The sequence below is a fragment of the Nocardioides sp. cx-173 genome, from assembly GCF_021117365.1.
Taxonomy (GTDB): Bacteria; Actinomycetota; Actinomycetes; order Propionibacteriales; family Nocardioidaceae; genus Nocardioides.
Map to the genome: position 1 here is coordinate 1,628,509 of NZ_CP088262.1, position 19,092 is coordinate 1,647,600.

Sequence of the window (19,092 nt, forward strand, 5' to 3'; positions counted from 1 at the left end):
GTCACTAGGCTGCCCGGGTGAGCCAGACACCTGCCCTGCCCGATCCCGCCCACCGCTGGCGCTGCGGCGGCTGCGGCAACCTGACCCGCTTCGACGTGACCCGGACCCGGCGTACCCAGGAGTTCTGGCACTTCGACCTGGCGGGCGAGCACGCCGTCGAGAGCGTCGAGGTGCTCGGGGAGGACGTCGAGTCGGTGTCGTGTCGCTGGTGCGGCCGCAGCGACGCGATCGAGACGGTCGCGCGAAGCGACGCGGACCTGGCCTCCGACCCGTCCTGACCCCGGTCGGACCCGCCGCCCGGGGCCGATGTCGGTGGCGGCTGTCAGCCTGCTCACATGACGACGAGAATCGACTGCGACACCTGCGTGGTGCGCGGGCTGGCCTGCCACGACTGCGTGGTGACCGTGCTCCTGGGGCCGCCGCCGGAGCTCACCTTCGACGACGCCGAGTGCGACGCGCTCGACGTGCTCGCCGCCTCCGGCCTGGTGCCGCCGCTGCGCCTGGTGCGCCCGGTCTCCGGCCCCGAGGTCGAGTCCGCGTGACGGGTGTCCACAAAGTCGGCTCGGGAGTTGGCCAGGGGCCCTCCTGGCCATTAGCCTGAGCGCTCAAGCACCCGTGGAAGTGGTCCACCAGGTCCGCGCGGGGGCTGCGTCGAGTTCGGGACCGTCTTCGGGGGCGGTTCGGGAGCCGGGGAACCAACTCTTCTGGGGTGTATCCCTCGCAAGGCGTCGCGCGCAGGTGGCGGCGAGGAGCGGGGGTAGGGCAAGTCGTGCCCGAACCCGTCAGCTCACCCGGTAGGCGTACGACACGCAAGGGAGACCGCCCGCTCGTGCGGAAGCGACTCATCACGGCCCTCACCGGCCTGGCTCTGGCCACCACCATCGGGCTCGTCCCGTCCACCACGGCCTACGCCGACCCCGACATCGACACCGTGCAGGCACGCGTCGACCGGCTCTACCACGAGGCCGAGCAGGCCTCCGAGCGCTACAACGACGCCAAGATCGAGCTCGAGGCGCTGCAGGGCGACGTCGCCTCGCTGCGCGCCGACCAGCGCCGCCAGGACGCCGCGCTCGACTCCGTCCGCGAGCAGGTCGCCGACGCCATGGTCAGCCAGTACCAGGGCCAGGGCATCTCCGCGGTCGGCGAGATCTTCGTCTCCGACGACCCCGGCGCCTTCTTGTCCCAGCTGACGACGATGTCGTCCTACGAGGACCGCCAGGACGCGCTGCTGGCCGACTACACCGACGAGGTCGAGGCGCTCGACATCCGCGAGACCGCGACCTCGCGCCGCCTCGCCCAGGTCACCGCGCTCAAGGACCGCCTGGCCGACGAGAAGGCCACGGTCGACAAGAAGCACGAGGAGGCCGAGGGCCTCCTCGGCCGGCTCAAGGACGAGGAGCGCGAGCAGATGCTGTCGCGCGGGTCCAAGACCGTCCCCTCCGACGTGCCCGCGTCCGGCCGCGCCGCCGCCGCCGTCGCGTACGCCATGGCTCAGGTCGGCGACTCCTACGTCTACGGCGCCGCCGGCCCCAGCGCGTTCGACTGCTCCGGGCTGACGATGATGGCGTGGGCGCAGGCCGGTGTCGCGCTGCCGCACTCCTCGAGCGCCCAGTACTCCTCCGGCCCCCGGGTCTCGCTGAGCGCACTGCAGCCCGGCGACCTGGTCTTCTACTACAGCCCGATCAGCCACGTGGGGATGTACATCGGCAACGGCCTGATCGTGCACGCGGCCAACCCGGGCGCCGGCGTCAAGGTCTCCGACATGAACGAGATGCCGGTCGTCGGCGCGGTCCGCCCTGGCTGACCGACCGAGCACCGAGGCCGGCCACCCACGTCTGTGGGTGGCCGGCCTTTCGCTGTCGCTGCTGGTCGTGGTCGGGCTGGCGACCTGGGTCCTGCTGCGGGAGGAGCCGTACGTCGCCCCTCGCCCCGACGCCGGCGCCGAGGTGGTCCGGCCGGCCGCGGCGGCCCGGTCGCTGCAGCTCTTGACCCGGGCCGTGGAGTCCTCCGACCCGGCGATGGCGGCCGACGCGGCCCCCGAGGGCGACCAGCGCGCGGCGGACCTGCTGCGCGCGCTCGTCGGCAACGCCGACGCCCTGCGGGTCCGGGACTTCTCCCTGCGCTACCTCGACGAGTCGGGGGCGGCCGACGGTGACACCTGGTCGGCCGCGGTTGACGCGACCTGGCGCTTCGCCGGCTACGACGAGACGTCGGCGCGGGCCGAGGTCGAGGTGCGCTTCGCGGGGCCGGACGCCGGCATCGTCGCGGTCGGCGGCGTCGAGGGCGTCTCGCCGGTGTGGCTGGCCGGTCCGGTGACCGTGCGCCGTACCCCCGACGTGCTCGTGATCGCCGCCGGGAGCGGGGCCGCGGTGAGCACCGCGGCCGCCGACTACCTCGCCCGCGGCAGGGCCGCGCTCCCGGTGGTGGCCCGGGTGCTCCCCGCGTGGCGCGGGCCGCTGGTGCTGGAGGTCCCCGCGACCCCCGACGCCCTCGACCGCGCCCTGGACGCCGAGCCCGGCGACTACGCCGGCGTCGCCGCGGTGACGTCGTCGCCCGATGCCACCCAGGCGCCGGGCGCGCCGGTGCACGTGTTCCTTAACCAGGCCGAGTTCGAGCGCCTCCGGCCGCTGGGCGCCCAGGTCGTCGTCAGCCACGAGGCCGCCCACGTGGCCACGGACGCGACCGGCAGCCAGGCCATGCCGCAGTGGCTGGTCGAGGGCTTCGCCGACTACGTGTCGCTGCGCGACGTCCGGCTCCCGCTCGCGCGCACGGCCGCCCAGGTCATCGCCCAGGTGCGTGAGGACGGGCCGCCCGCGGCCCTGCCCGGCGCAGCGCAGTTCGACGCCTCGACCGGCCACGCCGGGGCGGCCTACGAGTCGGCCTGGCTCGCGTGCGGGGTGCTCGCACAGCGCCGTGGCGAGGCGGCGCTCGTGGGCCTGTACGACGCCGTGCGCGCCGGCAGTACGCTCGCCGACGCGCTGGCCGACGGCTTCGGGTGGACCGAGCAGGAGCTGGTCCGGGCGTGGCAGACCCGCCTGACAGACTTGGCCGCGTGACTGCCGAGGACCCAGGGGCGGAGCGCCGGGTCGCGCTCGTGACGACCCTGGTCGGGCTCGTCGCCTTCGTCGCGCTCGCGGCGTGGCTGGTGCCCTGGGACCCGGTCCCCGGCGGTCGGCTGGAGCCGGCCGACCCGCTCTCGGTGTTCACCCCGGAGCAGGTGGAGCGGGCGGAGGCGTTCTCGCATCACGCCCGGATCCTGAGCTGGAGCTCGCTGGCGGTCTCGCTCGCGGTGGCCTGCTGGCTGGGCCTCACCCGGCGCGGGCGCGCGCTCTTCGGCCGGCTGCCCGGCCCGTGGTGGGTGCAGGTGCCCCTCGCGGTGGCGGTGGTGGACCTCCTGCGCCGCGTGGTCACGCTGCCCTTCGCGGTGCTGCTGTGGCGCGCGCGCGTCGACGAGGGCCTGTCGACCCAGGACGCCGCCGCCTTCTTCTCCGACCTGGTCAAGGGCGAGCTGCTCGACATCGCCGTCACCTCGCTGGGGCTGCTGGCGGTGCTGGCCTGCGCCCGCCGGTGGCGGCGCGCCTGGCCGGCGATCGCGGGCGCCGGCCTGGGAGTGCTCGTCCTGGCCGGATCCTTCGTCTACCCGGTGGTGGTCGAGCCGCTGTTCAACGAGTTCGAGCCGCTGCCCGACGGCCCCCTGCGCAGCGAGATCATGCGGCTGGCCGACGAGGAGGGGGTGGTCGTCGACGACGTGCTCGTCGCCGACGCCTCGCGGCGTACGACGACGCTGAACGCGTACGTGTCGGGCTTCGGCGGCACCCGCCGCGTCGTCGTCTACGACACGCTCGTGGACGGCCTGCCGCAGGACCAGGCGCTCTCGGTGGTCGCCCACGAGCTCGCACACGCCCGGCACGGCGACGTGGTCACGGGCTCGCTGCTGGGGGCCGCCGGCGCCCTCGTGGGGGTGGGGCTGCTGGCCCTCGTGCTCGGCCGCGTGCGTCAGCGCGGCGGCCCGGGTCTGGCGGACCCGGCCGTCGTCCCGCTGGTGCTGGTGCTGCTCGCCCTCGCGTCGCTGGTGAGCTCGCCGGTGAGCAACACCGTGAGCCGGCAGATCGAGACCAGGGCGGACGTGGACGCCCTGCGCGCGACCGACGACCCGGCGGCGTTCATCGCGATGCAGACCCAGCTGGCGCTTCGCTCCCTGTCGGACCCGACGCCGCCGGCCTGGAGCCAGTTCTGGTTCGGCAGCCACCCCACGGGCCTGACCCGCATCGCGCTGGCTCAGCGGCTCGCGAACGACTAGCGGTCGGGGGGGCGGGTGATGCTGGAGAGCAGCCCGATCCGCATGGCGGTGACCAGGGCCTGGGCCCGGTTGGCGGCACCGAGCTTCTGGTAGATGCGCGCGATGTGCGCCTTCGCGGTCGACTCGCTGAGGTAGAGCCGATCACCGATCGCGGCGGCGCCCAGCCCGTCGGCGAGCAGCAGCAGGACCTCGTGCTCGCGGCCGCTGAGCCGGGTCGCCCCCGATGACTGGCGGCGCATCATCGCGCCGACCAGCCCGGTGCACACGAACGAGCGGGGCGACACCGCGGCGTGCCGCACCGTGCGCACCACCTCCGAGGCGGGGGCGTCCTTGCCGACGAAGCCCGAGGCGCCGGCCTCCATGGCCGCGAAGATCTGGTCGTCACCGGAGTGCATGGTGAGGATCACCAGGCCCGCGGTGTCGCTGTGCCGGCGCACGCCCCGGACGATGTCGAGGCCGGTGCCGTCCTGCAGCTGCAGGTCGGCCACGACCACGTCGGGGGCCAGCTCGTCGTAGGCGGCGAGGGCCTCGGCGACCGTGGCCGCGACGCCCACGATCCCCATGTCGTCCTCGAGGTCGAGGACGCCGGCCAGGCCGTTGCGGATCAGCTCGTGGTCGTCGACCAGCAGGACCCGGAGCGCGGACTCGCTCATGTCGCCACCCGGTCCTGCGCGCTCCGGCCGAGCTTCACCTCCACGTGGACCCCGCCCTCGGCGCCGTCGCCGATCGCCAGGTCGGCGCCGATCAGCTGCGCCCGCTCCCGCATGATCGCGAGGCCCTGGGAGTCGGGCCGGCGCTGCTGCAGACCACGGCCGTCGTCGGTCACGGTGATGAGCGCCTCGGGCGGGTTGACCTGGCAGACGACCTCGACCGAGCCCGCTCGGGCATGCCGGACGGCGTTGGTCATCGCCTCCTGGGTGATCCGGAAGAGCTCGGCCTCCACCTCGGCGCGCAGCCGGGTGCTGTGCTCGTCGACGGTGACGGCGATCGGGACCCCCGAGACCTCGCTGAGGTGACGGGCGAGCGTGCCCACCGCGGCGCCCAGGCTCTCGCTCTCGCCGACGCTGGTGCGCAGCGTGAGCACGGACTGGCGCACCTCGGAGACGATCGTGCTGATCCGCTCGCGCAGCGCCGCGAGCTGACCGGCCTGCCGGGGGTCCGCGGGCCGGGCCGCGAGGGCGTCGACCAGGTAGCCCAGGGACGCGATGTCCTGGGCGATCCCGTCGTGCATCTCGCGCGAGAGCCGCCGGCGCTCGTCGGCGGTGGCGGCGTCACGGAACGCCGAGAACAGCAGGGCGGTGTCGAGCTGCACGGCCGCCGAGCCCAGCGCGGTCCGGACCTCCTCCAGCCGGGCCTCGAGGTCGAGCTCGACCCGGTCGGACAGCGTGCCGGCGACGACCGAGCCCTCGCCGAGGGGGAAGGCGAAGGCGCGGCCCTCGACCTGAGTACGGCGCGAGGCCCAGGCCGCCGCGGCCAGGCGCTCGGCCTCCGGGCCCACCGGCGGGTCCTCGAGCAGCGGCACCACGGTCTCGCCGCGGCGTACGTAGAGGGCGAGGGTCTGCGCCGGCGCGTGGTCGTGGACCTGGCTGAGCAGCGCACCCCCGAGGGAGCGGACGTCGAGACCGGAGCTGAGCCCGCCGGACAGGTCGATGAGCTGGCGGAGCAGCCCCTGCGCGTCGCGGTACGGCGCGACGGCGTCAGGCGCGTCGTCGGGCTCCGTGCTCCGGACGTACGCCGCCACGCCCCCGGCCCCGACCCCGGCGACCGTCCAGGTGAACACCGCGAGGCCGGTCTCGACCGACAGCGGGCCGTGGACGACCAGGGCGCCGCCGAGGACCCCCGCCAGCTGCGCGGCGCTCGCGACCGCCATGCCCGCGAAGCCGCGGAGCAGCCCGCCCACGAACGGCGCCAGGGTGAGGGCGGCCAGCACCCCGGTCGTCCACCCCAGGGAGAGGCCGCAGACCAGCCCCACGACCGCCGCCTCGAGCCAGGCCACCCGCACGTGCGGCGCCCGCCAGGCGACGAGCTGCGCCACCGTCCAGGTGAGCGCGACGGCGAGGAGCGCCCAGGCCGCCGGCACGTCGTGGCGCCACAGGACGCGCACTCCCATGGCGAGGAGGACGAACGCGCGCCCCACCGTGGTGAGGCGGACCAGGCGCGCGTGGCGTCGAGCGTCGGTCATGCCGCCCCACCCCCCGCCGGTCGGAACGTGCGCGCTGTCGCGCCCGTCGATCCTCTGTCTGCCCCCGGCACCGAGACTCTGTGCTAGGGAAGATACAGGGCCGCGATCTCGTCCTTGCACTGCCGTAGCACCACGTTGCGCTTGAGCTTCAGGCTCGGCGTGAGCTCGCCGCCCTCCTCGGTCCAGTCGCCGGGCAGGATCGTGAACTTGCGGATCGACTCGGCCTTGGACACCGTCTTGTTGGCGTCCTCGACCGCGGCCTCGATCTCGGCGCGCAGGTCGGGGTCGTCCACGTGGTCGGCGATCGAGCCGGTCTTGCCGTGGGCCTCCGCCCAGGCGGGGAAGGACTCCGGGTCGATCGTGATGAGCGCGGCGATGAACGGCTGGCGGTCGCCCACGACCATGCACTGGCCGACCAGGAGGTGCCCGCGGATCCGGTCCTCGAGCGGGCCCGGGGCGACGTTCTTGCCTCCGGCCGTCACCAGGATCTCCTTCTTGCGCCCGGTGATCCGCACGAAGCCCTCGTCGTCGACCTCGCCGACGTCGCCGGTGTGGAGCCAGCCGTCACGCTCGATCGCCTCTGCGCTGGCCTGCTCGTTGGCCCAGTAGCCCGCGAAGACCTGGCCGCCGCGGAACAGCAGCTCGCCGTCCTCGGCGACGCGGACCGACGTACCGGGCAGCGGACGGCCGACGGTGCCGATCTTGGTGGCCTCGGGGAGGTTGACGGTGAGCGCGGCGGTGGTCTCGGTGAGGCCGTAGCCCTCCAGGACGGTCAGCCCGATGCCGCGGTAGAAGTGGCCCAGCCGGTCGCCGAGGGGAGCGCCCCCCGACACGGCGTACTCGCAGCTGCCGCCCAGGGCGTCGCGGAGCTTGCCGTAGACGAGGCGGTCGAAGAGCGCGTGCTGGGCGCGCACGGCGAGCGAGGCGCGGCCCTTGGCGGAGTCCAGGCCGCGCGAGTAGGCGATCGCGGCGTCGGCGGCGCGGGCGAAGATCGCGCCCCTGCCGTCGGCGGTGGCCTTCTGGGAGGCGGTGTTGAACACCTTCTCGAAGACGCGGGGCACGGCGAGGATGAACGTCGGTCGGAACTGCTGCAGGTCCTCGACCAGATTCTTGATGTCGGCGCTGTGGCCCAGGCGGGTGCGCCGCTTGACCGACCCGATCTGGATGATCCGCGCGAAGACGTGGGCCAGCGGCAGGAACAGCAGGGTGGAGGAGCCCTCGTGGAAGAGGTCGTGGAGCTCGTCGGTGGCCACCCCGAGCTCGAACATGAAGTTGCCGTGGGTGAGCATGCAGCCCTTGGGGCGCCCGGTCGTGCCGGAGGTGTAGATCAGGGTCGCCAGGTCGAGCGGGGTGGCCGACGTGCGGCGCTTCTCCAGCTCCTCGTCGACGACGTCGTGCCCGATCCGTTCGAGCACCGTCACGGCGTTGTCGGCGATCGACCAGACGTGGTTGAGCTCGTCCAGCCCGGCGCGGACCTCCGAGATGCGGGCCAGGTGGGCGGGGGTCTCCGCGACCACGGCCTTGGCGCCGGAGTCTCGCAGGATCCAGGAGATCTGGTCGGCCGCCGAGGTCTCGTAGATCGGGACCGTGACTGCGCCGGCGAACCAGATCGCGTAGTCCAGCAGCGTCCACTCGTAGCGGGTCTTGGAGATCAGGGCCACGCGGTCGCCGGGCTCGATGCCGGAGGCGATCAGGCCCTTCGCGACCGCGGACACCTCGGCCAGGAACTCCTTCGTGGTGACGTCGGTCCAGCCCGAGTCGCCGGGACGGCTGAACACCACCGCGTCGGGGGCCTCACTTGCATTCGCCACCACGTCGTCGGTGAGGTTTCCCGTCGTCGGGATCTCGATCGTCATGGGCGTCGAGAACTCGCGCACGTCTCTCCTCCTCAGGCTGGCCCATCGGGCCGTTGCGGGCAGATTACCGTCGAGGGTCGAGAGGCCGGCCATCCGGTAGCATCGCGGTTCCGATCCACCCGCCTCCCGGGGCGCCAGCTAGGGGTTCACGATGGCCGAACAGACCACCTCCTCGATCGTCGTCGACGCCGCGCCCGGCGACGTGATGGGCGTGATCGCCGACTTCGAGGCCTACCCCCGGTGGGCCAAGGGCGTCACGGTGGCCGACGTCGTGGCCAGCTACGGCCCGGAGCAGGACGGGCGCGCCGAGCAGGTCTTCTTCGCGCTCGACGTCTCGCCGATCAAGGACGAGTACACGCTGGCCTACCAGTGGGACGGCGACGACGAGGTCACCTGGACCCTGGTCGAGGGCAAGATGCTCCGGGCCCTGGACGGCGCCTACGTGCTGCGCGACCTCCGCAACGGGTCCACGGAGGTCACCTACCGCCTCGCCCTGGACGTCAGCATCCCGCTGATCGGCATGCTGAAGCGCAAGGGCGAGAAGATCCTCATCGACACCGCGCTGAAGGGGCTGAAGAAGCGCGTCGAGTCTCTCTGAGACCGCCGTGCGCCTGCTCCTGTTCACCGGCAAGGGCGGTGTCGGCAAGTCGACCGTGGCCGCCGGGACGGCCGCCCTCGCGGCCGACGCCGGCCACCGCACGCTGGTGCTGTCGACCGACGCCGCGCACTCCCTGGCCGACGCCTTCGGGGCGCCGGTGGGGGCGGAGCCGACCGAGGTGGCCGAGCGGCTGTTCGTGCAGCAGGTCGACGCCCAGCTGCGGTTCGAGCAGTCGTGGGCGGAGATCCAGCGCTACCTGCTGAGCGTGCTGGAGGGCGTCGGCGTGGATCCGGTCGCGGCGGAGGAGCTGACCGTGATCCCCGGCGCCGAGGAGGTCCTGGCCCTGCTGGAGCTGCGCCTGCACGCGCTGTCGGGGGAGTGGGACGTCATCGTCGTCGACTGCGCCCCGACCGCCGAGACGCTGCGCCTCCTCGCCCTGCCGGAGGCTCTCGGCTGGTACATGGACCGGGTGCTGCCGACCCAGCGCCGCGTCGTCAAGGCGCTCAAGCCGGTCCTGACGCGCGCCGCGGGCGTGCCCATGCCCGGCGACGGGATCTTCGATGCGGTCCAGCGCCTGCACGCCGAGCTCGACCAGGTCCATGGGCTGCTGTCGGGCCCCGCCGCGAGCGTGCGCCTGGTGCTGACGCCGGAGAGCGTCGTGCTCGCCGAGGCGCGCCGCTCCTACACGAGCCTCTCGCTGTTCGGCTACCGCGTCGACGGGGTCGTCGCCAACCGGGTCTTCCCGGCCGAGGGCGCCGACGACTGGCGCGCCGGCTGGGTGCTCGCCCAGGACGCCGTGCTGGCGGAGGTGGCCCAGTCCTTCGCCGGCCTGCCGGTGTGGCGCTCGGAGTACCGCGCCACCGAGCCGGTCGGCGTCGACGCGCTGCGCACGCTCGCCGCGCAGGTGTACGGCGCTTCGGACCCGCTCGCCGTGCCGGACGGGACCGGGCCCTACCGCGTCGACCGCACCGCCGACGGCGCCGTGCTGCACCTGTCGCTGCCGTTCGTCACCCGGGCCGAGGTCGGTCTCGCCCGCCACGGCGACGAGCTGGTCGTGACCCTGCGCGACGACGCCTCCCTCGGCTCCTCGGGACAGGCCGTAGGGTCGTATCGTCGCCTTCTCACCCTCCCGGCCGGCCTCGCGCGCCTGCGCGTCGCCGGAGCCCGGGTGGACCAGGGTGAGCTGCGGGTCCGGTTCACGGACCCGGCCCAGGACGACGTACGGGAGAAGGCGACGTGAGCGATGCCCAGGACCGGCCCGGAGCCGCCGACGAGCCCGTCGGCAGCGTCGGCGACGAGGCGGCCAAGCTGCTCGGCGCCCTCTCCGAGTGGGCCAAGGACCACGGCGCCGACCTCGGCCAGGGCCTCGGCGGGCTGGCCGGGCAGGCCGCCTCGCTGCTGGAGGACGTCGACGAGCACGTCGCGACCGGGAGCTCCGAGTGCACCTACTGCCCGGTGTGCCGCACGGTGCACGCCGTGCGCCAGACCAACCCGGAGGTGCGGGCCCAGCTGAAGGTCGCCGCGTCCGCGCTGCTCCAGGCGGCCGCCGGGCTCCTGGCCACCCCCGTTCCCCCCGACGCCGCCGGGCGCGGGCACCAGGTCGAGCGCATCGACCTGGACGACGATCTCGGGTCGGAGGAAGAGTCATGAGCCTGTCGTGCGGCATCGACGTCGGAGGCACCAAGATCGCGGGCGCCGTGGTCGACGCGAAGGGCGCCATCCTCGAGGAGGCGCGCGTCGAGTCGCCCGCGACCGATCGCGAGGCCATCGAGGCCGCGATCGCGAGCCTGGTCGCCGACCTGCGCACCCGGCACGAGGTCGACAGCGTCGGGGTCGGCTTCGCCGGGTACGTCGACGCCGGCCGCGCCCGGGTGCTGTTCGCCCCCAACCTCGCCATGCGCGACCTCGACCTGAAGCGCGAGCTCGAGGAGCAGGTCGGCGTGCCCGTGGTCATCGAGAACGACGCCAACTCCGCGGCGTGGGGCGAGTTCGCCTTCGGCGCCGCCGAGGACGTCGACGACCTGCTGATGGTCACCGTCGGCACGGGGGTCGGCGGTGGTCTGGTGCTGGGAGGGGAGCTCTACCGCGGCGCCTACGGCGTCGCCGCTGAGATCGGGCACCTGCGGGTTGTGCCGGACGGCCACCTGTGCGGCTGCGGAAATCGTGGGTGCCTGGAACAGTACGGAAGCGGGACGGCCCTGGTGCGTGAGGCCCGTACGGCGGCCGCGGGCGGCGCGGAGCAGGTGGAGTCGCTGCTGGCCCGCGCCGGCGGCGACCCGTCCGGGATCCACGGGGCGCTGATCACCGAGGCCGCCCGGGACGGCGACCCGTTCGCCGTCGACCTGCTGGCCTCGCTCGGGCGGTGGCTCGGCCACGGCATCGCCTCGCTGACCACCGTCCTCGATCCCGCCGCGGTCGTCATCGGCGGCGGCGTCAGCGAGGCCGGTGACCTCCTGCTCGACCCGCTGCGCGCCGCCTTCGAGTCCCAGCTCATCGCGCCCACCCACCGCCCCGTGGCCGAGATCCGCCTCGCGACGCTGGGCAACAAGGCCGGTGTCATCGGCGCGGCCGACCTGGCACGGCGGTGAGCGCCCTCCACATCGGCGTCGATGTCGGGGGCACCAAGGTGCTGGCCGGCGAGGTGTCGGACCACGGCCAGATGCTGCGGACCGCGCGGCGGCGCACTCCCGGGCGGCAGGCGGAGCCCCGCGCCCTGGACGACGCGGTCACCGAGGCGGTCCTCGAGGTGGCCGACGGGCGCACCGTCGCCGCCGTGGGCCTCTCGGTCGCCGGCCTGGTCGACCTGACCCGGGGCCGGGTGCGCTTCTCCACCCACCTGCCGTGGCAGGAGGACGACACCGCCGCCCGGCTGTCGGCGCGCTGGGGCGTGCCGGTGTTGCTCGACAACGACGTCTCCTGCGCGGCCGTGGCGGAGCTGGCCCACGGCCGCGGCCTGGCCCACCCCGACTTCCTGCTGGTCACCATCGGGACCGGCATCGGCGGTGCGATCGTGCACCGCGGCGAGCTGTGGCGCGGCGCCAACGGCATGGCGGGGGAGTTCGGGCACGTCCGGGTGGTGCCCGACGGCCGTGCCTGCGAGTGCGGCCTGCGCGGCTGCCTGGAGGAGTACGCCAGCGGCAACGCGCTGATGCGCCTGGCCGGCGACGCCTACGAGGACGGCGCGGCGATCACGGCGGCCGCCACCGGCGGTGACCCGGCGGCGATCCAGGCCCTGGCCTCCGTCGGCGACTGGTTCGGCGTCGGGCTGGCCGGGCTCGTCGGCTCGTTCGACCCGCCCGTCGTCGTGGTCGGGGGCGGGGTCTCCGACGCGGGTGAGCTGCTCCTCGGGCCGACCCGCGCCGCCCTCGAGCGCACCCTGGTCGGCGCCGGCCACCGGGACCTGCCGCAGGTCCTCGTCGCGTCCTGCGGGTCGGCGGCCGGCATGGTCGGGGCGGTGCGCATCGCGCGGACCGGCTAGACGACCGCGCCGTCGTCGTCGGGGTCGCGGGGGCCGCGGGGCATGAGCAGCACGAGGTAGAGGAAGCCGCCGACGAACGCCGCCACGAGCAGGTAGGCCAGCAGCGGCGGCAGGTCGATGCCGGCGACCAGGCACACGAGCAGGATGGCCGGAGCCCCGAAGAGGCCGGCCCAGGCGAGCATCCGGTCGGGGGTGGTCGAGGGGACGGGCGGTGGCGGTGGGGGCACGAAGCGGTCCGAGGACCAGTCGGCGTCCGGGTACGGGTCGTCCCAGCTGGCCTCGCCCGCCGCCGGCTCCTCGGGTGCGGCGGCCGGCTCCGGCTCCGGCACCGGCTCGGGGTCCAGGTCGGCCCGGTCTCCGAAGTTCTCGACGATCGCGCGCCAGGCATCGTCGTCGTTGTCGCGCTGCACGACTCGAGGTTACGCCGCGGTCGTCCTCGCCACGAACGCGGCGGACTCGTCGAAGATCCGCGGGGCGTCGTTGTCGAGCGTGGCCACGTGGTAGCTGTCGGTGAGCGTCACGACGGTCACGTCGCGCGAGGACACCTTGCCGGTGATCAGCGGCTGCGAGGCCTCGTCGACGACGTGGTCGACGGTGGAGCGCAGGTACAGGATCGGGCAGGTGACCTTGGGCAGGTCGGCCACCAGCGGCGGCCAGGCGCGCATGAGGGAGTGGATGGCCTTGAGCGGCGTGCGGTCGTAGCCGCGCTCGTCGGCCCCGGCCCTCTTGATGTCGTTGGCCAGCCCGGGGAAGGACGGCACGACGTGCTTGAGCACCGGCAGCAGCTTGACGTCGAGGCGCCTCGTGGCGACGGCGGGGTTGACCAGCACCAGCCCCGACACCTGGTCGGCGTGGTCGGCGGCCAGGCGCAGGGAGAGGGCGCCGCCCATCGAGAGCCCGCCGACCACGACCGCGTCGTTCTCCAGGCAGAGCGCGTCGAAGGCGCGGGTCAGCTCGCCGTACCAGTCGTCCCAGGTCGTGGTGTTGCACTCCTGCCAGGTGGTGCCGTGGCCCGGCAGCCGCGGCACCGACACGGCGTACCCGAGTGCCCCGAGGTGCTCGCCCCACGGCTTGATCGACGCGGGCTGGCCGGTGAACCCGTGGCTGAGCAGCACGCCGACGCGGCGCCCGCCGGTCAGCTCCGGCTGCGCCGCGATCCTCAGTGGCGAGGCGAGGGGGTCGGTCGTCATGGCGCCGATTGTGCACCACCTCGGGGTGTTGCGGCTGTAGGTCACAGCCGCCGGCAGGGACTACGCTGCCCCCAGGTCCGGGCCAGCCGCCGGGGTCGGCGATGAGGAAGGGTGCTTCGTTGTTCTACTGGTTCCTCAAGTGGGTCGCGCTGGGCCCGCTGCTGCGCGTCGTGTTCCGCCCGCAGGTGGAGGGAGCCGAGCACGTGCCCGAGGTGGGCCCGGCGATCCTCGCGAGCAACCACCTCTCCTATGCCGACTGGCTGTTCATGCCGCTCACGCTCCCGCGTCGAGTGACGTTCGTGGCCAAGGCGGAGTACTTCACGAGCCCGGGCATCAAGGGCTGGTTCCAGAAGCTGTTCTTCTCCGGCGCGGGGCAGGTCCCCATCGACCGCTCCAGCGCCTCCGCGGCCGAGGGCGCCCTGTCGTCGGCGAAGCGGATCCTCGAGGAGGGCGACCTGTTCGGGATCTATCCCGAGGGCACCCGCTCCCACGACGGCCGGCTCTACCGCGGCAAGACCGGGGTCGCCCGGCTCGCCCTGGAGACCGGGGTCCCCGTGATCCCCGTCGCCGTGGTCGGCACCGACGTCGTGGCGCCCCCGGGCAAGACCTTCGGGTCGTTCACCCGACCGGTCGTGCGCTTCGGCAGGCCGCTCGACTTCTCCCGCTACGCGGGCCTGGAGAACGACCGCTACATCCTGCGCTCGATCACCGACGAGATCATGTACGAGATCATGCGGCTCTCCGGCCAGGAGTACGTCGACATGTACGCCAGCCGCGCCAAGGAGGAGTCCAAGCGGCTCGAGGCCGAGGCCAAGGCGAAGGCGGACTCGATCTCGCCCCGTGACGGCGACGAGCAGAAGAAGGCGTCCTGACCCAGCTGCGGCTCTGGACCCGCCCGGCGCTCGACGTCGAGGACCGGCTGTTCCGGGCGCTGGGCATCCTGCGGGTGGTGCTGCTGGTCTACGCCCTCGCGCTGAACCTCTACCGCGCCGACGGCTTCGACCACCCGCGATGGGCGCTGGTCTGCGCCGCGGTCATGGTGGTCTGGACGGGCGTGACGCTGAGGGCCTACGCGGACCCGGCGCGCCGTACCCGCCGGCTGCTGGGCGCCGACCTGGCGGTGACCGTGGCGCTGCTCGCGGTGACGCCGCTGGTGAAGGGGGAGTGGTTCAACGCCTCGATCCCCGGCTTCTGGGTCGCGTGCCCGATCTTCGCCTGGGCGATCCACCACCACTGGCGCGGCGGGCTGTTCGCCTCGGTCTGCGTGGCCGGGGTCGACGCCGCGGTCCGCGAGGACCTGACGCAGACCAACTACGCCAACATCTTCCTGCTGCTGGTCGCGGGGCCCATCGTGGGCTTCCTGTGCGAGTCGCTGCAGCTCATGGCGCGTGAGCGCGACGAGGCCCAGCGCGCCGCCCTCGCCGAGGCCGAGCGCGCCCGCCTGGCCCGCACCGTGCACGACGGGGTGCTCCAGGTGCTCGCGCTCGTCCAGCGCCGCGGAGCGGAGCTGGGCGGGGAGGCGGCCGACCTGGGGCGTCTGGCCGGAGAGCAGGAGCAGGTGCTGCGCACCCTGATCCGCTCCCAGGACGCCGTCTCCTCGACCGCGCCCGACGCGACCGCCGACCTCGCCGCCGCACTCGCCGAGCTCGGCGCGCGGGGCCACGTCACCGTCGCCACGCCCGGTACGCCGGTCGAGCTGCCCGCCGCGGTGGTCGCCGAGCTGCGGGCGGTCGTCTCCGCCTGCCTGGACAACGTGGCCGTCCACGTCGGCGCCGACGCCCCGGCGTGGGTGCTCCTGGAGGCGCTGCCCGAGCGGATCGAGGTCTCGGTCCGCGACGAGGGACCCGGCATCCCGGCCGGCCGGCTCGAGGACGCGGCCCGCGAGGGCCGGCTGGGGGTCCGCGAGTCGATCTGCGGGCGCATGGCCGACCTCGGCGGCACCGCCGAGCTCACGACCGGCTCGTTCGGCACCGAGTGGGAGCTGGTCGTGCCGCGGACCCAGCCGGGCTAACGGGCCTCGAGCACCCTGCGCAGGAACTGCTGCGTGCGCTCGTGCCGCGGCTCGACGAGGACCTCCGCGCCGCCCCGCTCGGCGATGACCCCGCCGTCCATGAAGAGCACCTGGTCGGCGACCTCGCGCGCGAAGCGCACCTCATGGGTGACGATCACCATCGTCCAGCCCTCCTCGGACAGGTCCCGGATGACGCCGAGCACCTCACCGACCAGCTCGGGGTCCAGAGCCGAGGTCGGCTCGTCGAGGAGCACGACGTCCGGCTTGAGCGCGAGCGCCCGGGCGATGCCCACGCGTTGCTGCTGGCCGCCCGACAGGTCGGCGGGATGGGCGTCCTCGCGACCCGCGAGACCCACCTGCTCCAGCAGCTGCCGGGCGTCGGCCACGGCCTCCTCCTCGGGGCGACCCTGCACCTGGACCGGTCCCTCGATCAGGTTGCCGAGCACGGTCTTGTGGGGGAAGAGGTTGTGGGACTGGAAGACCATCCCGCTGCGCGCCCGCAGCGTCCGGATCTGCCGGCGCCGCGTGGCCTTGTCGCTCGGCAGCTCGCGGAAGTCAACCGCGGCGTCCCCGATGCGCACCAACCCCGCGTCGGGGGTCTCCAGCACGTTGAGGGAGCGGAGCACGGTGGTCTTGCCGCACCCGGACGGGCCGAGCAGCACGGTGGCGGTGCCTGAGTCGGCGGTGAAGTCCACGCCCTTCAGCACCGGGGTGTCCCCGAACGACTTCGTGAGGCCGCGGACCTCGATCAGCGGGGTGCTCATACGGCGTACCTTCCCAGTCGCTTCTCCAGGGCGTTCTGCCCGATCGACAGGGCGAAGCAGATGACCCAGTAGTACAGGGCGGCGAAGATGTAGAGCGGCATGAACTCGCCGCTGAACGCCGCGGCGTTCTGCGCCTCGCGGAACAGGTCGGTCACCAGCACGACCGACACCAGCGAGGTGTCCTTGACCAGCGACAGCAGCGTGTTGGACAGCGGCGGGACGGCGATCCGCGCGGCCTGGGGCAGCACGATCCGGCGCATCGCCTGCCAGCGCTCCATGCCGATGGTGGTCGCCGCCTCGAGCTGGCCACGCGGCACCGACAGGATCGAGGCGCGGATGATCTCGGCGGCGTACCCGCCGACGTTGAGGCTCAGCGCCAGGCACGCCGCGAGGAACCCAGGTAGCGTCAGCCCGATCTGGGAGAAGCCGTAGAAGAAGATGAACAGCTGGACCAGCAGCGGGGTGCCGCGGATCAACGAGATGTAGAAGCGGGCCGGGGCGCTCAGCAGCGGCGACGCCGACATCCGGGCCAGCGCCACCCCGAGTCCGATCAGCAGCCCGGCGGCGAAGCTGATGACCGTCAGCGGGATGGTGCCCTGGATCGCGCCGCGCACCATCGGCCAGGCGGCGTCCTGGAGCACTCCCACCCAGCTCCGGCTGTCGCGGTCCCTGGCGACGTCGACCTCGTCGGGGTCCGCCACCGAGACGTCGGCTCCGAAGTACTCCTCGGAGATCTCCGCGAGCGTGCCGTCGGCGCCGAGCCGCGCGAGCGCCCGGTCGGCCTGGTCGCGCAGGGCGGCGTCGTCCTTGCGGAAGACCAGCGCCTGCTGGCTGATCTCCTCGCCGGCGTTCCCGGAGATCTTGATGTCGTCGGACCCGGTCGAGGCGAGGTAGTCGAGCACGGCGATGTTGTCGTTGACGATGACGTCGACGCGCCCCTGCACGAGCAGCTCGGCGGCCTGGGCGAAGCCCTCCACCGACTGCACCTTCGCTCCGGCGTCGCGCGCGACCTGGGCCCAGTTGCTGGTCTCGGACTGGGCCGCGGTTCGGCCCTTCAGGTCCTCGAGCGTCGTGATGTCGTCGGTGCCGGCGGCGGTCACGATGACCCCGCGCGAGTAGGTGTAGGGGCGGGTGAACAGGTAGCGCGCCTCGCGCTCGGGGTTGATCGTCACCTGGTTGGCGATGACGTCGATCCGGTCGGCGTCCAGCGCCGGGAAGAGCGCGTCGAACGTCGACTGCACGTACTCCGGCTCGCCCCAGCCCGCCTCCTCGGCGACCGCGCTCATCACCTCGATGTCGTAGCCGGTGAGCTCCTCGGTGCGCGGGTCGACGAACGTGAACGGCGGGTAGGTGCCCTCGGTGCCGACCCGCAGCACCCGGCCGTCGTCGTCCGCGGCCGCCTGGGGGAGCGGGAGCAGCGCGCCGAGCCCGAGCAGTGCGCCCAGGATGGCCAGGACCCGGATCCTCGTCTTCACCACGGCAGCGTGCCACGAGCAGGTGGCCCGTCTCGACCTAGGCTCCCCCTGTGACCATCCACAGCACGCACCCGTTCGCCGACGCCGACCCCGATCCGGTACGCCGGCTGCGGGGCCGCCTCGGCGGTGCGGTCAGCCTGTGGACGGCCGGGGCGGGCCGGGACCGCTCCGGACTCACCGTGACCTCGCTGATGCTGGCCAACGGCGAGCCGGCCCACGTCCTCGCGCTGCTCGACCCGGACGCCGACCTCACCGAGCGCCTGCTGGAGACCGGTCGCGGCGTCGTGCAGCTGCTGTCGTGGCCGGACCGCGACCTGGCCGACGCCTTCGCCGGCACCGCCCCCGCTCCGGGCGGCCCGTTCCGGATGGGCGCCTTCGAGGAGACCGAGTGGGGCCCGCGGCTCGCCTCGAGCGGGACCTGGGCCGCCGTGAGCCTGGCCGACAGCCGCGAGGTCGGCTGGTCGCTGGAGGTCACCTGCCGGCTCGACTCGCTCGCGGTGGGCGAGGACGACGCGCCGCTGCTGCACCGGCGCGGGCGCTACCTGCGCCCGTAGTCCTCTAGGGTCCAGCCCATGACCTCGGAGACCGACCAGCCGCCGACCCGGGTGATGGTCGTCGACGACCACCCCATGTGGCGCGACGCCGTGGAGCGCGACCTGCAGGCCGCGGGCTTCGACGTGGTGGGCGTCGCGAGCAGCGGCTCGGAGGCGCTGGCCCGCTTCCCGGCCTGCCGGCCGCAGGTGGTCGTGCTCGACCTGCAGATCCCCGAGCCCAACGGCGTCGCGGTGACCGCCGAGGTGCTCCGGCAGGACCCGGCCGCGCGGGTGCTGATCCTCTCGGCGTCCGGGGAGCAGGCCGACGTGCTCGAGGCGGTCAAGGCGGGGGCGACCGGCTACCTGGTCAAGTCGGCCTCGCGCGAGGAGCTCCTGAGCGCCCTACGGCGGGTGGCCGCGGGCGACACGGTCTTCACCCCCGGGCTGGCCGGGCTGGTGCTGGGGGAGTTCCGGCGGCTGCTGGAGCCGGTCGAGGACCCGCTGCGGCCGCGGCTGACCGAGCGGGAGACCGAGATCCTCAAGATGGTCGCGAAGGGCATGTCCTACAAGCAGATCGCCGAGCGCCTCGTGCTCTCGCACCGCACCGTCCAGAACCACGTCCAGAACACGCTGCGCAAGCTGCAGATGCACAACCGCGTCGAGCTCACCCGCTGGGCGATCGCGCAGGGGCTGGACGAGGACTGA

The 19,092-nt window shown here is 73.7% G+C and carries 21 protein-coding genes and 1 riboswitch; of the genes, 14 read left to right on the forward strand and 7 right to left on the reverse strand.

All coding sequences use genetic code 11. The features are described 5' to 3' along the window. Positions 1-17 precede the first annotated feature (17 nt). The 5 genes from LQ940_RS07890 to LQ940_RS07910 all read left to right on the forward strand — a co-directional run bounded on the left by LQ940_RS07890 (position 18) and on the right by LQ940_RS07910 (position 4,300). Complete coding sequence (locus tag LQ940_RS07890) at positions 18-278, forward strand: hypothetical protein (protein WP_231242448.1); 261 nt, start codon at positions 18-20, stop codon at positions 276-278. A 57-nt stretch (positions 279-335) separates the two neighbouring features. Beyond that, positions 336-542: a hypothetical protein gene (locus tag LQ940_RS07895; RefSeq protein ID WP_231242449.1), complete on the forward strand. Its 207-nt coding sequence runs from the start codon at positions 336-338 to the stop codon at positions 540-542. A 109-nt stretch (positions 543-651) separates the two neighbouring features. Then, positions 652-816, forward strand: a riboswitch (cyclic di-AMP (ydaO/yuaA leader). A gap of 13 nt (positions 817-829) precedes the next feature. Beyond that, a complete protein-coding gene (locus LQ940_RS07900; protein ID WP_231242450.1) occupies positions 830-1,804 on the forward strand; it encodes a C40 family peptidase in 975 nt (324 codons plus the stop codon). A gap of 37 nt (positions 1,805-1,841) precedes the next feature. Beyond that, entirely contained in the window at positions 1,842-3,056 is a 1,215-nt protein-coding gene (locus tag LQ940_RS07905) for a hypothetical protein (protein ID WP_231242451.1), read from the forward strand. Next, positions 3,053-4,300 (forward strand): M48 family metallopeptidase, encoded by a 1,248-nt coding sequence (locus tag LQ940_RS07910; RefSeq protein ID WP_231242452.1) that lies wholly within the window; start codon positions 3,053-3,055, stop codon positions 4,298-4,300. The genes LQ940_RS07905 and LQ940_RS07910 overlap by 4 nt, the downstream gene beginning before the upstream one ends. Here LQ940_RS07910 and LQ940_RS07915 read toward each other — a convergent pair. The 3 genes from LQ940_RS07915 to LQ940_RS07925 all read right to left on the reverse strand — a co-directional run bounded on the left by LQ940_RS07915 (position 4,297) and on the right by LQ940_RS07925 (position 8,359). After that, entirely contained in the window at positions 4,297-4,953 is a 657-nt protein-coding gene (locus LQ940_RS07915; protein ID WP_231242453.1) for a response regulator transcription factor, read from the reverse strand. The two genes, LQ940_RS07910 and LQ940_RS07915, sit on opposite strands and share 4 nt — an antisense overlap. After that, positions 4,950-6,482, reverse strand: a complete 1,533-nt coding sequence (locus tag LQ940_RS07920; protein WP_231242454.1) for a sensor histidine kinase — start codon at positions 6,480-6,482, stop codon at positions 4,950-4,952. Before LQ940_RS07920 ends, LQ940_RS07915 begins: the two co-directional genes overlap by 4 nt. 83 nt (positions 6,483-6,565) lie before the next feature. Beyond that, positions 6,566-8,359 (reverse strand): AMP-dependent synthetase/ligase, encoded by a 1,794-nt coding sequence (locus tag LQ940_RS07925; protein WP_231242455.1) that lies wholly within the window; start codon positions 8,357-8,359, stop codon positions 6,566-6,568. Positions 8,360-8,489: 130 nt separating this feature from the next. Between LQ940_RS07925 and LQ940_RS07930 the strand changes: the two genes are divergently transcribed. The 5 genes from LQ940_RS07930 to LQ940_RS07950 are packed head-to-tail and all read left to right on the forward strand — an operon-like array spanning position 8,490 to position 12,414. Next, entirely contained in the window at positions 8,490-8,936 is a 447-nt protein-coding gene (locus tag LQ940_RS07930) for an SRPBCC family protein (RefSeq protein ID WP_231242456.1), read from the forward strand. 7 nt (positions 8,937-8,943) lie between these two features. Beyond that, positions 8,944-10,176, forward strand: coding sequence for an ArsA family ATPase (locus tag LQ940_RS07935; RefSeq protein ID WP_231242457.1), 1,233 nt, complete (start codon positions 8,944-8,946; stop codon positions 10,174-10,176). After that, entirely contained in the window at positions 10,173-10,586 is a 414-nt protein-coding gene (locus LQ940_RS07940) for a hypothetical protein (RefSeq protein ID WP_231242458.1), read from the forward strand. The genes LQ940_RS07935 and LQ940_RS07940 overlap by 4 nt, the downstream gene beginning before the upstream one ends. Then, a complete protein-coding gene (locus LQ940_RS07945) occupies positions 10,583-11,524 on the forward strand; it encodes an ROK family glucokinase (RefSeq protein ID WP_231242459.1) in 942 nt (313 codons plus the stop codon). The genes LQ940_RS07940 and LQ940_RS07945 overlap by 4 nt, the downstream gene beginning before the upstream one ends. Then, entirely contained in the window at positions 11,521-12,414 is an 894-nt protein-coding gene (locus LQ940_RS07950) for an ROK family protein (RefSeq protein WP_231242460.1), read from the forward strand. The genes LQ940_RS07945 and LQ940_RS07950 overlap by 4 nt, the downstream gene beginning before the upstream one ends. Here LQ940_RS07950 and LQ940_RS07955 read toward each other — a convergent pair. Both LQ940_RS07955 and LQ940_RS07960 read right to left on the reverse strand, forming a co-directional pair. Next, positions 12,411-12,824 carry a hypothetical protein gene (locus LQ940_RS07955; protein WP_231242461.1) on the reverse strand — a complete coding sequence of 138 codons (414 nt, stop codon included), beginning with the start codon at positions 12,822-12,824 and terminating at the stop codon, positions 12,411-12,413. The two genes, LQ940_RS07950 and LQ940_RS07955, sit on opposite strands and share 4 nt — an antisense overlap. Before the next feature lie 9 nt (positions 12,825-12,833). Then, positions 12,834-13,604: an alpha/beta hydrolase gene (locus tag LQ940_RS07960; RefSeq protein WP_231242462.1), complete on the reverse strand. Its 771-nt coding sequence runs from the start codon at positions 13,602-13,604 to the stop codon at positions 12,834-12,836. A gap of 119 nt (positions 13,605-13,723) precedes the next feature. On the opposite strand from LQ940_RS07960, the gene LQ940_RS07965 reads away from it, so the two are divergent. Both LQ940_RS07965 and macS read left to right on the forward strand, forming a co-directional pair. Next, positions 13,724-14,476: a lysophospholipid acyltransferase family protein gene (locus tag LQ940_RS07965; RefSeq protein WP_231242463.1), complete on the forward strand. Its 753-nt coding sequence runs from the start codon at positions 13,724-13,726 to the stop codon at positions 14,474-14,476. Between the two features lie 77 nt (positions 14,477-14,553). Further along, positions 14,554-15,615: a MacS family sensor histidine kinase gene (gene macS / locus LQ940_RS07970; protein WP_231242464.1), complete on the forward strand. Its 1,062-nt coding sequence runs from the start codon at positions 14,554-14,556 to the stop codon at positions 15,613-15,615. Here macS and LQ940_RS07975 read toward each other — a convergent pair. After that, entirely contained in the window at positions 15,612-16,379 is a 768-nt protein-coding gene (locus LQ940_RS07975; protein WP_269214577.1) for an amino acid ABC transporter ATP-binding protein, read from the reverse strand. The two genes, macS and LQ940_RS07975, sit on opposite strands and share 4 nt — an antisense overlap. Next, a complete protein-coding gene (locus LQ940_RS07980) occupies positions 16,376-17,854 on the reverse strand; it encodes an ABC transporter substrate-binding protein/permease (protein WP_231242465.1) in 1,479 nt (492 codons plus the stop codon). Before LQ940_RS07980 ends, LQ940_RS07975 begins: the two co-directional genes overlap by 4 nt. Positions 17,855-17,904: 50 nt before the next feature. On the opposite strand from LQ940_RS07980, the gene LQ940_RS07985 reads away from it, so the two are divergent. Next, positions 17,905-18,408: a flavin reductase family protein gene (locus LQ940_RS07985; protein WP_231242466.1), complete on the forward strand. Its 504-nt coding sequence runs from the start codon at positions 17,905-17,907 to the stop codon at positions 18,406-18,408. Between the two features lie 18 nt (positions 18,409-18,426). Then, positions 18,427-19,092, forward strand: coding sequence for a response regulator (locus tag LQ940_RS07990; protein ID WP_231242467.1), 666 nt, complete (start codon positions 18,427-18,429; stop codon positions 19,090-19,092).

Bases quoted from the DNA above. Each gene is read 5' to 3' on its own strand.
- LQ940_RS07920 (WP_231242454.1), bottom strand. From the start codon at position 6,482: ATGACCGACGCTCGACGCCACGCGCGCCTGGTCCGCCTCACCACGGTG.
- LQ940_RS07975 (WP_269214577.1), bottom strand. From the start codon at position 16,379: ATGAGCACCCCGCTGATCGAGGTCCGCGGCCTCACGAAGTCGTTCGGG.
- LQ940_RS07895 (WP_231242449.1), top strand. From the start codon at position 336: ATGACGACGAGAATCGACTGCGACACCTGCGTGGTGCGCGGGCTGGCC.
- LQ940_RS07945 (WP_231242459.1), top strand. From the start codon at position 10,583: ATGAGCCTGTCGTGCGGCATCGACGTCGGAGGCACCAAGATCGCGGGC.
- LQ940_RS07960 (WP_231242462.1), bottom strand. From the start codon at position 13,604: ATGACGACCGACCCCCTCGCCTCGCCACTGAGGATCGCGGCGCAGCCG.
- LQ940_RS07915 (WP_231242453.1), bottom strand. From the start codon at position 4,953: ATGAGCGAGTCCGCGCTCCGGGTCCTGCTGGTCGACGACCACGAGCTG.
- LQ940_RS07930 (WP_231242456.1), top strand. From the start codon at position 8,490: ATGGCCGAACAGACCACCTCCTCGATCGTCGTCGACGCCGCGCCCGGC.
- LQ940_RS07990 (WP_231242467.1), top strand. From the start codon at position 18,427: ATGACCTCGGAGACCGACCAGCCGCCGACCCGGGTGATGGTCGTCGAC.